The following is a 13,687-nucleotide window of genomic DNA, read 5'->3' as shown; positions in this document are numbered from 1 at the left end:
TTTCATCCTTGTTTTTATAAAAAAATGATTTCACACCTTTTAAAGCAAGCGATTAAATTATTTATCCGCACATAAATTTGTCAAGCCAAAACACCTCATGATTTTGTATCACACATCTTAAACGCTCACTGTAGAGCGTTCCTGCACGATAAAAAAAACCGCCAGCAAACCAGCAACTAAGTCCTACCGATAATACTGTAGGCTGCGTTTGTAAGACGAATACCATCCGAAGGAAATTCCCATCACCAATTAAACCATCCATTAGTTTATTTATTCATCAATTAAACATGCTCGCACTGACACACCCTGCTCTACACCGCCAGCTTGCTCGACAGTGCTTCGGCCACCGAACTGGATTGCGGTTAAAAAAGTGGGAGGAGGCAAGCCCCCTCCCACTTTTGCATCGGTTTACACCAGATGATCAGGCTGACGATTGCACGGCAGTCACTGGCTCAACACTACATCGCGCATCGCCGGGATGTAGCCATAGTCATAAGCCTCCTGCACAAACGAACGATCGCCCTTCAACACAATCCTGACCGTCGGCGCTTCGGTGCCGCCGATACGGTAGTCATCGCCGGTGGTGGGCACACTGTCGATAAACGATGTCACCAGGCCGTTGGGCATTACACAGTGGGAGTATGTCTGGAAGGGCTGCGAAGGCGGATTGCCGAGCACCAGGCCGGAGGCGTTCATCGGTGTGTAAGGGCCGAACAGCCGGTCGCTGACGAAACCATACACGCCATCCGGGCCCGTCACGCCGTCCGCGTAGGTGAACTTGTGACTGATGGTGAACAGGTAGTACTTGTTGTCCTGGAACACATAGTGCGGCCGTTCGGTCTGGTCGTTCACACCGACGGCGGTCACCAGCGGTGGCAAAATCTCCCACTCGTCACCGTTGAGGTCTTTGGCCACCGCAATGCCGATGCAGCCGACCTGATAACGCGCACCGCCGACATCTTCATGCCCGGGCGGCACCAGGCCTATTTCATTCGGGCCTACTTCGTGTGTCCCGCGCTCGCCGGCAACGTTGCCTTCGAACACCATGTACAACCTGCCATCTTTTGGATCGATAAAGGGGCTGGGATCGCGAAAGTTCCAAGTCGAATTTTGCGCTTCGGTTTGGTAATAGATACCGTCGGCATCAAACAACGATTTGACCTGATCAAAGCCCCGCAGGGTCACGCCGGTATCCGAGGTGACCACCTGGCCCCTGACTTTGGCAATGGTGGCGCCCGGTGTGACGCAGGTGTAATACAGGTCGATATCGCCGTTGTTATTCAGCAGGATCGGTGTACCTGCCCATTCCCGCGTGGTCGGCGAAACCCCTTCGGCCATGACACGACCGCCGAAGATCCAGTCCTTGCCGGTGCGCGAATACCAGTAGCAGATACGCGCATGGCCATGGCGGTCTTCCCAGTCGCGCTTGATGTCGTAACGGCCATCGGCGTTGATGAATTGTGGATCATGGGGGCGACGATCAGCCGTCAGGGTGAAGATCACTGACCAGCCATTGACCGATACCACCGTACCATCCAGTTCACGCAAGGGCATGGTGTCCCAGATAAAGACCGTGTCACTCATGACAGGAAAGTCAGGACTCACTAACGGCTGTGTCGTCGTCGGGTCATTCTCATTAACTTTCAGCGCATCGGCCCGTGTCCAGCGAGTGGGTGTGTGATTCGCATGTTTCATGATGATGTCCTTTTGCTTACGCTTAAGTGACAAGCGAAGATTAAATAGCACATGACAGCCAACAACTTGATAGTGGCTGAAAGAGCAAGGGATAGTTGGCTCTGCAAGTGCGAAACAAGGTTTAACATGGAAGCCTGCCTGTCGCAACATGAAGAATTATTTAGATTAGAAAGGCCATCACTGTATTTATATCCTTGATATAAATACAGTGGCACCGGTATTAAGTGACCACTAAGTAGAAAGCTAGCTAATCAACTACCAAAGACCAGTGCAACCGACTGGGCGCCGGCATTCTTCTGGGTAAAATCCTTGGCTTGTGCGGCGGTCTTCAAGGTATAGCCATAGTTGGATGAGGCCGTCCACTGCGCCTTGGGCGACTTCTGATTAGTAATTGGCGGCACACTGTTGATGTCGGTGAAGGTCCCGGTGCCCTTGTCATCCAACATGCCTTTATTCTGGCTGCCTTCGCCAAAGTAGTTACTTTCAGAAAGGATGTTGGCATTTTGTGCCAGGGTAAAACCGAGGTGGAAGTTATTGATGTAGTTGTTGTACACATGAAAATAACCGTAACGCATCAAGCCAGGCGCACGCACTTCCATGTTATCGAAGCGGTTATGGCACAGTGTCAGGCGTGGGTAACCATTGAACGCGGCATTATTATCATCCGCCGGGTGACCGAAGATCAGACCATACTTATGACTGCCAAAGAAGCAGTGACTGATGGTGGCATAATCGGCCTTTTCCCCGATATACAGCAGTTTATCTTCGCTGCCGTCAGTGGTGGACCAGCTGTGCCCGACGAAAGAGCAATGGTCGATCCAATACTTGCTGCCGTAGTTCAAGTAGACCTGGATATCGTCATTGGCCTTGATACTTGCCGAGTGCTTGAAGATAAGATTCTGCAGAATGATGTTCTGCGACTGCGCCGTTGCACGCAGGTGAATATTCTCCAGGGTGCGGTCCTGGAACGAGCCAATCAGGGTCTTGTTGGCACCCATGTTGACTTTGGTCAGGCTCGACGCCGAGATATTACTGTTGATCACCAGTACCCGTGGGGTGGTGTCGCCGATATTGGCCTTGAGTTGATCGAGCGTGGTGATACTGACCACAGGGCCGGACCAGCCACCTGTCACTTTTGCCGCTTGGGCGAAACCGATCAGACCGGTGAGTCTGCTTTCTGGGTAGGACATGAGTTCCCTCTCTATCAATAAAAATGGCTCGGTAAGACGAGCCTGTGCATCAAGTTAATCCGTTAACTTGCACACAGTGTCTGGCAGGACTGAGGTTGCCGGTGTTGGTCGATCAGCGCTTAAACACTGTGTTTATATACAGTATTGTGCATTCGCCCGACCGTCAACCCTGAAGTGGAAAACAATCGAAAGTGGGAGGGGGCAAGCCCCTCCCACATTTGCCCTGCTGTGTTCTTTTGGCCGTTATTTGGACACCGGCATCGCAAACTCCGCGCCCTGCTCGATGCTTTCCGACCAGCGCTGCATGATCGACTTTTGCTTGGTATAGAAGCGCACGCCCTCGGTGCCATAGGCGTGCATGTCGCCGAACAAACTCTTTTTCCAACCACCAAAGCCATGCCAGGCCATCGGCACCGGGATCGGCACATTGATGCCGACCATGCCCACTTCAATGCGCCGTGCAAATTCGCGGGCGATGTTGCCGTCGCGGGTAAAGCAGCTGACGCCGTTGCCGAATTCGTGGTCGTTGACCAGCTTGATCGCCTCGGCAAAGTCATTCACGCGCACGCACGCCAGTACCGGGCCGAAGATTTCTTCGCGGTAGATGCTCATTTCCTGGGTGACGTGGTCGAACAGGGTCGCGCCGAGCCAGAAGCCATTTTCCAGGCCGGCTTCGGTCGGCACATAGTCGCGCCCATCGAGCAGCAACTGCGCGCCCGCCTGCACGCCTTGTTCGATGTAGCCGCTGATGCGCTCCAGGGCGGCGCGGGACACAATCGGGCCCATCTCGGCCTTGAGGTCGCGGCCGTCGGTGATGCGCAGGTGCCTGGCGCGCTCGGTCAGCGCCGCGATGACTTTGTCGCCCACATCGCCCACCAGCACCGCCACGGAGATGGCCATGCAGCGCTCGCCGGCACTGCCGTAGGCGGCGCCCATCAAGGCGTCGACGGTTTTGTCGAGATCGGCGTCGGGCATTACCACCATGTGGTTTTTTGCGCCGCCCAGGCCTTGCACGCGCTTGCCGTTGCGCGCACCGGTCTCGTAGATGTACTGGGCAATCGGCGTGGAGCCGACAAAGCTCACGGCCTTGACGTCCGGGTGCTCGATCAGCGCATCCACCGATTCCTTGTCGCCCTGCACCACGTTGAACACGCCTTTGGGCAGGCCGGCTTCGCGCAGCAGTTCGGCCATGAACAACGAGGCGCTCGGGTCGGTGGGGCTTGGCTTGAGGATGAAGGTGTTGCCCGCCGCGATGGCGATCGGGTACATCCACATCGGCACCATCACCGGGAAGTTGAACGGCGTCACACCCGCCACCACGCCCAGCGGTTGGCGCATCGTCCAGTTGTCCATGCCGCGGGAAACCTGGTCGGAATGCTCGCCCTTGAGCAGGTTGGGGATGCCGCAGGCAAACTCCAGGATATCGATGCCACGATCCACTTCGCCCTGGGCGTCGGTGAAGACCTTGCCGTGTTCGGCGACGATGATGCGCGCCAGGTCGTCCTTGCGCTCACGCAGCAGGTGCAGGTATTCGAACAGCACGCGGGCACGGCGGATCGGCGGGGTGTCGGCCCAACCGGCGAACGCGGCCTGGGCGGCGGCGACGGCTTCGGACACGGTCTGGCGGCTGGCCAGGGCGACGCGGCCGGTCTTTTCGCCGGTGGCCGGGTTGTAGACGTTCTGATAGCGATCGTCGCGGGACACGCGCTGGTCGTTGATGTAGTGCTCGATGGTGGTGGTCATGGCAGTAGATCCCAGGTGGATAGCGTTGGGGACCACGATAGGCTTTCGATTTGTTCCAAACCAGAGCAGAATCCAGAACTTATTGTCCAGCACAGCGAACAATCCACCCATGGAAAAATCCGAGATCGAAGGGCTGTGGACCCATATCCACTGGCTGTCGGTGCTGGAGGAACAAGGCACCTACACCGCCGCTGCCGCACGCCTTGGCGTGAGCAAGTCGGCGGTGAGCCAGCGTATTTCCGACCTGGAAAAAGCCACCGGCACGCGGCTGGTCACCCGCACCACGCGCAGCGTCAGGCTGACCGATGCGGGGCTGTCGTTGACCCGTGAAGTGCGCAGCGCCTATGAGCAGATCGCCCGCAGCTTTTCCTCGGTACGCGACTCGGTTGGCGAGATTCGCGGGCTGGTACGGCTGACCGCGCCGGTGGCGTTCGCCCGTCAGCAATTGGTGCCGTACTTGTCGGAATTCCTGCAACAGTACCCGCAGGTGCGCATTCAACTGGACGTGTCCGACGCCCTGAGTTCACTGGCCGCCGAAGGCTACGACCTGGCCGTGCGCCACGGCTTCCAGGTGCCGGAAACCCATGTGGCCTGGAAGCTGTGCGATACCGGCTCGGTGCTGGTCGCCACCCGGGAATACCTGCAACGCCACGGCGAACCGCGTGAACCCGGTGATCTATGCGCACATAACTGCCTGTTCTACCCTCGCGGCGCCGACCAACCGGCCTGGACCTTCGAGCGTGGCACTAAAAACGTCGAACGCCTCACCGTGCCCATCGCTGGCAGCTTCGCCACCAACAACAGCGAAGCCCTGCGTGATGCGGCCCTCAATCACCTGGGCATCGCCCTGCTCCCCGACTTCAGCGCCCACGCCGCCCTGGCCGGCGGCAAGCTGGTGCAGGTGCTCAAGGGCTGGACGCTCAAGGGCGCGTTTGCCGACGAGATCTATTTGATACGACCGTATTCGCCCCATGTGCCTAAGGCGGTGAGTGCGTTGGTGGGGTTTCTGAAAACTGAATTGTCGGGTGGGTTTCGCTTTACGAGGTGATCTTTTACGCTTGCCCAACGAAACTAAAAGTCCATAATAGACAAATTAGTTTACTTGCGGAGAACCCCATGTCCAGCACACCCCATGTGATCCACCAGGCCCAGGCCCGCGAATTGCTCGGAAAAGTCGATGTGCCGCAGATCCTGCGCAAGCTGTTCCAGGACCTGGCGGCCGGGCAAGCCGTGCAGCCAGCGCAGCAACTGGTGGAGTTCCCGCACGCCGCCGGCGACTTTATCAACTACCTGGGTGTGCTGGCCGAGGATGGGGTGTACGGGGTCAAGACCTCGCCCTATATCGTGGGTGAGCAAGGGCCACTGGTGACCGCGTGGACCTTGTTGATGTCGATGCAGACCGGCCAACCCCTGCTGCTGTGCGATGCGGCCGAACTGACCACGGCCCGCACTGCGGCCACCACAGCGCTGGCGGTGGAAGCATTGGCGCCTTTACCAGCAAGGCGCCTGGCGATCATTGGCAGCGGCAAGGTGGCGCAGGCGCATTTGCACTACGTCAAGCAACTGCGTGACTGGCAGCACATCAGCCTGTTTTCCCCCAGTCTGGGCAACGCCAGCGCCGAGGCTATCGCCCACCTCAAAAACCTGGACCCACGGGTGGTCATCGCCGACAGCTGCGAGGCGGCCGTGGACGACGCCGATGTGATCCTGCTGTGCACCTCGTCGGCCGGGCCGGTACTCGACCCTGCCCGCTTGAGCAAACCGGCGCTGATTACCTCGATCAGCACCAATGCGCCCCGCGCCCACGAAGTGCCGCCCCACAGCCTGAACGCGATGCAGGTGTTCTGCGACTATCGCCAGACCACCCCGGGCGCGGCGGGTGACATGCTGATCGCCGCCGAGCAACACGGGTGGGACCCGCGTGCCATCGTGGGGGACTTGCCCGAACTGCTCAGCGAATGGGTGCAACCTCCGACCTACGACCGTCATGTATTCTTCCGCTCCATCGGCCTGGGCCTGGAAGACATCGCCCTGGCCAATGCCCTCTGGAGACAGCTATGAACCACGCAGATTTCATCATCATCGGCGGCGGTATTGCCGGCGCTTCCACGGGGTTCTGGTTGTCGCAGCACGGCAAGGTGCGGGTGCTGGAGCGCGAAAGCCACCCGGCCTATCACTCCACCGGACGTTCGGCGGCACTGTTTACCGCCGCCTACGGCACCCCGCAGGTGCGGGCGCTGACCCTGGCCAGCCGGGCGTTTTTCGACAACCCGCCGCCCGGTTTCTGCGAACACCCGTTGCTCACGCCCCGGGGCGAAATGACCGTGGACTTCATCGGCGATGCGGCCGAGTTGAACACCCAGTATCAGAGCGCCAAGGCCACCGTGGCCGAGGTCGAACTGCTCAGCGCCGACGAGGCCTGTGCGAAGTTGCCGATCCTGCGCCGGGAAAAAGTCCACGGTGCGCTGTATGACCCCACCGCCAGCGACATCGACACCGACGCCCTGCACCAGGGCTACCTGCGCGGTATCCGCCGCAACGGTGGCCAGGTGCATACCGATAGCCACGTACTCGGCTTGAGCCGCGACAGCGACGGCGTCTGGCAGGTGCAAACCCAGGACACAACCTACACCGCGCCGGTCATCATCAACGCCGCCGGCGCCTGGGCCGACCACATCGGCGGTCTCGCCGGGGCCGCGTCCATCGGCTTGCAGCCCAAGCGGCGTTCGGCGTTCATCTTCGCCGGCCCCGACGGCGTCGACAGCCACCGCTGGCCGATGCTGGTGGCGCTGGACGAATCCTTCTACATGAAACCCGACGCCGGCATGTTCCTCGGTTCCCCGGCCAACGCCGACCCGGTGGCGCCTCAGGATATTCAGCCCGAAGAGCTGGACATCGCCATGGGCATCTACCAGATCGAAGAAGCCACCACCCTGACCATCCGCCGCCCGACCCGCACCTGGGCCGGCCTGCGCAGCTTCGTGCACGACGGTGATCTGCTCGCGGGTTTTGATCCGGTGGTACCGGGGCTGTTCTGGGTCGCGGCACAGGGCGGTTATGGCATCCAGACCTCACCGGCCATGGGCCAGGCCAGTGCCGCACTGGTGCGCGGCGCAGCGCTGCCGGAGGCGCTGACACGCTTCGGCCTCGACGCTGGTATGCTTTCCCTTGCCCGCCTGGAGCCCCATTGATGAACACCGCTGAACAAGACACCGTCATGCAGAACTTCCGCGCGATGGCCGACGCCATCGCCACGCTGTTCTTCCCCCACGCCGAAGCGGTGCTGCATGACCTGCGCTCGCAAAAAGTCGATTACATCGCCAATAACCTGTCCAAGCGCAGCATCGGCGATGACTCGGCGCTGGAGGACATGCTCGACGCCGACGTCAGCGAGGTCAATATCGGCCCGTACGAAAAGCTCAACTGGGATGGCCAGAAAATCCGCAGCCTGAGCACCGTGCTGCACGACCACAAGGGCCGACGCCTGGCGGTGCTGTGCATCAACCTGAATATTTCACTGTTTGAAAACGCCAAGGCGGCGCTGGACCTGTTCCTGTCGCCGAGCAAGCTGATCCCGCAGCCGGACTCGTTGTTTCGCGATGACTGGCAGGAGCGCATCAACACGTTTTTGCATGCCTGGATGCGCGAGCGGCAGTTGAGCCTGAATGTGCTGACACGCGACCACAAGCGTGAGCTGGTGCTGGCCCTGCACGCCGAGGGGGCGTTCAAGGGCAAGAGCGCGTCGAACTATGTGGCCAATGTACTGGGCATGGGGCGGGCGACGGTCTACAAGCATCTGAAGGAACTGAAGGGCTGAGGTGCGCACGACCGCATTTTGTGGCGAGCGGGCTTGCCCCGCGTTGGACTGCGTAGCAGGCCCATCTTTGGGGTCGCTTCGCAACCCAGCGCGGGGCAAGCCCGCTCGCCACAGCAAGCCCGCTCGCCACAACAAGTCCGTTGGCCTCAGGGGTTCTAATTGGCCGCGCGACAGCGCGCGTGTACCTCTCAATCGCCGTAGATATCGGCCTTGAAGTACTGCTGCGAAATCTTCTGGTACTCGCCACTGGCGCGAATGCCGTCAATGGCCGCATTCAACTGGCTGACCAATTCAGTATTGCCCTTGCGTACCGCGATGCCCGCGCCCTCGCCCACGTATTTCGGGTCCTTGAGTTCCGGGCCGACAAAGGCATAGCCCTTGCCACGGGGCATCTGCAGGAAATCATTCAAGGGGATGGTGTCGGCAAAGATCGCATCCAGTCGCCCGGCAGCCAGGTCCATGTAGATCTCTTCGTTATTGCCATAGCGCTTGACGTTGATGCCCTTGGGCTCGAACACCTCGGTGGCGTAGCGATCCGTGGTGGTCGCACGCTGCACCCCCACCGTCTTGCCCTTGAGGCTGGCGTACTGGTCATCCACCACCGCCCCCTCCTTCATCACCAGGCGCGATGAAGTGAAGTAGTACTTGTGGGTGAAATCCACCGACTTCTTGCGGTCTTCGTTGATGGTCATGGACGACAGCGCCATGTCGATTTTCTTGACCTTGAGGGACGGAATCAGACCGTCGAACTCACCTTCGACCCACACGCACTTGACCTTCATCTGCGTGCACAGCGCATTGCCGATGTCGTAGTCGAACCCGACGATCTTGCCTTCCTGGGTCTTGGAGGCGAACGGTGGGTAAGCCGCCTCGATACCGATGCGCAGGGTTTTCTCGGCGGCGACCAAGGGGCCGGATGCAAGCAGGCTAAAGGCCAGGGCGGTAATGAGGGAGCGTTTCTGCATGATCGTGGTCTCGCAAGTTGTTGTTGGTTTGGCAAGAGTGAGAAAGAGATGAATCGCGCACTTTTGTACTTATAATTCCATCTTGGACTTTTACGTCTCAATCGTCAATCTCACCGCTGCCTGGCGCGACACCCATGACTTTTTTGCACAACGCACCGGTGTTTTTGGGCGTTCTGCTCTGATTTATGCGTGCCTATACTCGGTCTAGCCTCTCGGCTAAACCGAGGGTCAGTCCCCACAACAATAATTAAGGACAGCCACCATGACCCAGCCCTTCCTGGCCGCTCGGGATTTTCTGCTCGCTCACCGCACCGACTACGCCACTGCCGTCCGGGACTTCCGTTGGCCGCAACTGGATGCATTCAACTGGGCCTTGGACTATTTCGACACGATGGCCGAGGGCAATGCGGCGCATGCGCTGTGGATCGTCGAGGAAGACGGCAGTGAGCAACGCTACAGCTTCCAGCAGCTGGCCACGCGCTCCAACCAGGTGGCCAATCACTTGCGCGCGCTCGGTGTACGTCGCGGTGACCGGGTGCTGTTGATGCTCGGCAACGATGTGGCGCTGTGGGACACCATGCTCGCCGCGTTCAAGCTCGGTGCCGTGGTCATTCCTGCCACCGCCCTGCTGAACCCCGACGACCTGCGCGACCGCATCGAGCGCGGGCAGGTGCGCCATCTGGTGGTCGGCGAGGCTCACGTGCCTAAATTCGACGGGCTGGCAGACGGTTGCAACCGCATCTGCGTGGGCGCGGCACCGCAGGGTTGGGTCGCCCACAACGCCGCCTTTGAATACCCCGAACAGTTCGAGGCCGAAGGCCGCACCCTGGCCACCGACCCGATGCTGCTCTATTTCACCTCCGGCACCACGTCCAAACCGAAGATGGTGCTGCACAGCCACCAGAGTTACCCGGTGGGCCACCTGTCGACCATGTACTGGATCGGCCTGCAGCCGGGCGATCTGCACCTGAATATCTCCTCGCCCGGTTGGGCCAAGCATGCCTGGAGTTGCCTGTTCGCCCCCTGGAATGCCGGTGCGTGCATCTTTATCCATAACGTCGCGCGGTTCAGCGCGCCGGCCCTGCTCAGTGCCTTGGAACGCTACGGCGTGACCAGCCTGTGTGCGCCGCCCACGGTATGGCGCATGCTGATCCAGGAGGATCTTGCCAGCTATAAATCGCGCCTGAGCCTGCGCGAATTGGTAGGCGCCGGTGAGCCGCTGAACCCGGAAATCATCGAGCAGATCCAGCACGCCTGGGGCCTGCCGTTGCGCGACGGTTTCGGCCAATCGGAAACCACCGCGCTGGTGGGCAATACCCCAGGCCAGGTGCTCAAGCCCGGTTCCATGGGCCGCCCGCTGCCGGGCTACCAGGTGGCCTTGCTCGACCCGGATGGCATTCCCGGCAGCGAAGGCGAAGTCGCCCTGCCCCTTGACGTGCGCCCTCTCGGCCTGATGCTCTGCTACGAAGACAGCCCGGAGAAAACCGCCGAGGTCATGCGTGACGGCTACTACCGCACCGGCGACACCGCGCAGGTCGACGCCGACGGCTACATCACCTTCGTCGGTCGCGCCGACGATGTGTTCAAGGCCTCCGACTACCGCATCAGCCCGTTCGAGCTGGAAAGCGCCTTGATCGAACACCCGGCGGTCATGGAAGTGGCCGTGGTGCCGAGCCCAGACCCGCTGCGCCTGGCGGTGCCCAAGGCGTTCCTGATCCTGGCCCACGATGCTGCGGGCGACGCCGAACTGGCCCGGCACATCCTGGCTTTTGCCCGCGAGCACCTGGCGCCGTACAAACGGGTGCGGCGTATCGAGTTCGTCAGCGAACTGCCCAAGACCATCTCCGGCAAGATCCGCCGCGTGGAGCTGCGGCAGATGGAGGTGGTGCGGCGCCAAAGTGACACACGGGGTGAACAGGAGTATTTCGAAGAAGACTTTGTGGTGAATACGCCCACGGTTTAAATGACTGTTACGGTAAAAATGTGGGAGGGGGCTTGCCCCCGATGATGGCTTGTCAGCCACAAATGTGCTGACTGATACACCGCCATCGGGGTAAGCCCCCTCCCACATTGTAAGTGCCTCTGAGTTATCGGGTCAGAAGTCCACTGTCGCCGACAGCTGCAAGGTACGCGGATAACCCGGCGAAAATGCACCGTACGACGCCACGCCCGACCAGTACTCACGGTCAAACACGTTCTGCACCGTAGCCCGGAAGGTAGTGGGCCGGCCTTCGATCTTGGTCGCATACCGCGCCCCCGCATCGATGCGCGTCCATGAATCCAGTGCCTGGGTGTTGGCCTGGTTGACGTATTGGCTGTCGGTGTAGATCGCACCTCCCGTGAGGGTAAAGCCTTCCAGCCACGGCGTGTCCCACTCGGCCCAGAGGTTGGCCTGGATATCCGGCACGCCCACGGGTTTGTTGCCCCGGTTGGCGGCAGTGGCGGACTTGGTCAGTTCGCCATCGAGGAACGTCACGCCGCCCATCAAGCGGGTGCCGGGCGCCACTTCGCCGAACATGCTCAGTTCGAGGCCGCGGTTACGCTGTTCGGCCTGCACCGAATACACGCCGTTGGCGCCCAGTTCGCCGCTGGGCTTTTCGATCTGGAACAGTGCAACGGTGGTCATGAAGGTGCCGTGTTCATACTTCACGCCCACTTCGTGTTGCTTGGATTCATACGGGGCGAAGGTTTCGCCGGCATTGCTCGCCGTGCCCGGTGCCGCATCACCTTTGCTGAGGCCCTCGACGTAGTTGTAGTAGAGCGACACGTCTTCCCACGGTTTGATGACCACCCCCAGCAGCGGCGTATTGGCGCTGGCGTCATAGCGCGAGCTGACCCCGCCGGTGCTGTTGTAGTTGCGCGATTCGATCGACTGGTGGCGCATGCCCAGGGTCAATTGCAGGCGATCATCCAGAAAGCCCAAGGTGTCACTGAGCGCAACGCCGGACAATTCGGTCTCGGAAATACGCAGTACCTTCGGCGCATTGATGTATTGCTTGGGCGTGTCCACCGGGTGGTAGATGTTCGAACGGATCTCCTTGCCGTTGGTGATGCCCCGCGACAGTTCATCCTGGTAACGGGTCGCCATCAGCGTGGTGATGTGGGTCACCGGGCCGGTGGCGAACAGCCCGCGCAGGCCCACATCGGCGGTCGAGCGGTCGACGTTGAATTTGTAGTAGCCGGGAATATTGCTGGTGTCGCCGGCGTCATTGAGGATGCGTGGCACCTGGTCGGACATGCGTTTCACATCCGACCTGCCGCCACCGGCGTGGACGAACACGCTCAGGTTGTCGTTGAGGTCGTATTCACCGCCGAGCAACAGCGACTGTTCCCTGGTATCGGACCAACCCCATTTCTGCGGCAGGCTGGTGCGACCATTGGGCGCCGACGGCACCTCGACGCCCGGCGCAATCGTGAACGGCCGCGAGGCGCCCTCCCAGCTTTCCTTCTGGCTGATGTAATCGAGGTTCAGGCGCAGCCGCTCGCCATGGTAATCCAGGGCAATCGCGCCGATGCCGACATCGCGGTTCTGATTGTCCACGACGGTGTCGCCGCCCTGCAGGCTGCCGTTGAAGCGCACGCCAAACTGGTTTTCATCGCCGAAGCGGCGGCTGATGTCCAGGTGGCCGCCCACCTGCGTGTCCGCCGCATAGCTGCCGGTGAAGCGGGTCAGGTCCTGGTCCAGCGGGCGCTTGGGCACGATATTGATCACTCCGCCCACACCGCTGTTGGGGGAGATCCCGTACATCAGCGCCCCAGGCCCCTTGAGTACTTCGACACGTTCGGCGTACTCGGTGAACGCCCGGTAGTTGGGTGCCACGCCGTACACACCGTCGTAGGCCAGTTCACCCAGGTTGCCCTCGCCAATCGCAAACCCTCGGATGAAGAACGAGTCGACGATGCCACCGGCCTGCCCGGTGGAGCGCACCGAAGGGTCGCGCTCCAGGGCATCGGCCACGGTCACGGTTTGCAGGTCGGCCAGGGTCTTGGCGGTGTAGCTGGTGACGCTGAACGGTGTGTCCATCACGTCCTTGTTGCCCATCATGCCCAAGCGCGCGCCACGAGCGACCTGGCCACCGGCGAGCACCCCCGGCAGATCGGTGGGGCCGCTGTAGCGGGCGTTGACGTTCGTCGCATCAAGCGTCAGGCTCTGCGCGCTGTCGTCGCTCGCGTCCACAGTGGCGGCCCAGGCGGGCGTGCTGGCGGCGACCAGGATCAGGGCGGAACGAACAGCAAGGGTTAACCGGCTGGCAACGGGCATGACATCAGGGTCCTTT

10 protein-coding genes are annotated in these 13,687 nt (G+C 60.6%); 5 read left to right on the top strand and 5 right to left on the bottom strand.

From position 1 onward, the window contains the following. Positions 1-444: 444 nt before the first annotated feature. From LUU92_RS10980 to LUU92_RS10970, 3 genes are all read right to left on the bottom strand, one after another. Positions 445-1,695: a glycoside hydrolase family 68 protein gene (locus LUU92_RS10980; protein ID WP_071491491.1), complete on the bottom strand. Its 1,251-nt coding sequence runs from the start codon at positions 1,693-1,695 to the stop codon at positions 445-447. A 251-nt stretch (positions 1,696-1,946) separates the two neighbouring features. Continuing rightward, the gene (locus LUU92_RS10975) at positions 1,947-2,885 is read right to left on the bottom strand and encodes a pectate lyase family protein (RefSeq protein WP_257103600.1); all 939 of its coding nucleotides are present in this window, start codon (positions 2,883-2,885) and stop codon (positions 1,947-1,949) included. A gap of 243 nt (positions 2,886-3,128) precedes the next feature. After that, on the bottom strand, positions 3,129-4,628 hold the full coding sequence (locus LUU92_RS10970) for a CoA-acylating methylmalonate-semialdehyde dehydrogenase (RefSeq protein WP_257103599.1): 1,500 nt from the start codon (positions 4,626-4,628) through the stop codon (positions 3,129-3,131). A 109-nt stretch (positions 4,629-4,737) separates the two neighbouring features. On the opposite strand from LUU92_RS10970, the gene LUU92_RS10965 reads away from it, so the two are divergent. The 4 genes from LUU92_RS10965 (at position 4,738) to LUU92_RS10950 (ending at position 8,445) form a co-directional block, all read left to right on the top strand. After that, positions 4,738-5,676 (top strand): LysR family transcriptional regulator, encoded by a 939-nt coding sequence (locus tag LUU92_RS10965; RefSeq protein ID WP_071491494.1) that lies wholly within the window; start codon positions 4,738-4,740, stop codon positions 5,674-5,676. Positions 5,677-5,744: 68 nt separating this feature from the next. Then, a complete protein-coding gene (locus LUU92_RS10960) occupies positions 5,745-6,689 on the top strand; it encodes an ornithine cyclodeaminase family protein (RefSeq protein WP_071491495.1) in 945 nt (314 codons plus the stop codon). Further along, positions 6,686-7,819, top strand: coding sequence for an NAD(P)/FAD-dependent oxidoreductase (locus LUU92_RS10955; RefSeq protein ID WP_257103598.1), 1,134 nt, complete (start codon positions 6,686-6,688; stop codon positions 7,817-7,819). The genes LUU92_RS10960 and LUU92_RS10955 overlap by 4 nt, the downstream gene beginning before the upstream one ends. Further along, on the top strand, positions 7,819-8,445 hold the full coding sequence (locus LUU92_RS10950) for a helix-turn-helix transcriptional regulator (protein WP_071491497.1): 627 nt from the start codon (positions 7,819-7,821) through the stop codon (positions 8,443-8,445). The genes LUU92_RS10955 and LUU92_RS10950 overlap by 1 nt, the downstream gene beginning before the upstream one ends. 188 nt (positions 8,446-8,633) lie before the next feature. Here LUU92_RS10950 and aotJ read toward each other — a convergent pair whose 3' ends face one another. Continuing rightward, positions 8,634-9,410, bottom strand: a complete 777-nt coding sequence (gene aotJ / locus LUU92_RS10945) for an L-arginine-binding protein AotJ (RefSeq protein ID WP_257103597.1) — start codon at positions 9,408-9,410, stop codon at positions 8,634-8,636. Positions 9,411-9,672: 262 nt separating this feature from the next. Between aotJ and LUU92_RS10940 the strand changes: the two genes are divergently transcribed. Next, positions 9,673-11,373, top strand: coding sequence for an AMP-binding protein (locus LUU92_RS10940; RefSeq protein WP_257103596.1), 1,701 nt, complete (start codon positions 9,673-9,675; stop codon positions 11,371-11,373). A gap of 132 nt (positions 11,374-11,505) precedes the next feature. Here the strand turns inward: LUU92_RS10940 and LUU92_RS10935 are convergent, their stop codons facing one another. Then, positions 11,506-13,671, bottom strand: coding sequence for a TonB-dependent receptor (locus LUU92_RS10935; RefSeq protein WP_257103595.1), 2,166 nt, complete (start codon positions 13,669-13,671; stop codon positions 11,506-11,508). Positions 13,672-13,687: the final 16 nt, after the last annotated feature.

Source organism: Pseudomonas extremorientalis, from assembly GCF_024584605.1.
GTDB lineage: Bacteria > Pseudomonadota > Gammaproteobacteria > Pseudomonadales > Pseudomonadaceae > Aquipseudomonas > Aquipseudomonas extremorientalis.
The sequence above is the reverse complement of the archived record's forward strand: the minus strand, read 5'-3'. Positions and strand labels throughout refer to the sequence as shown.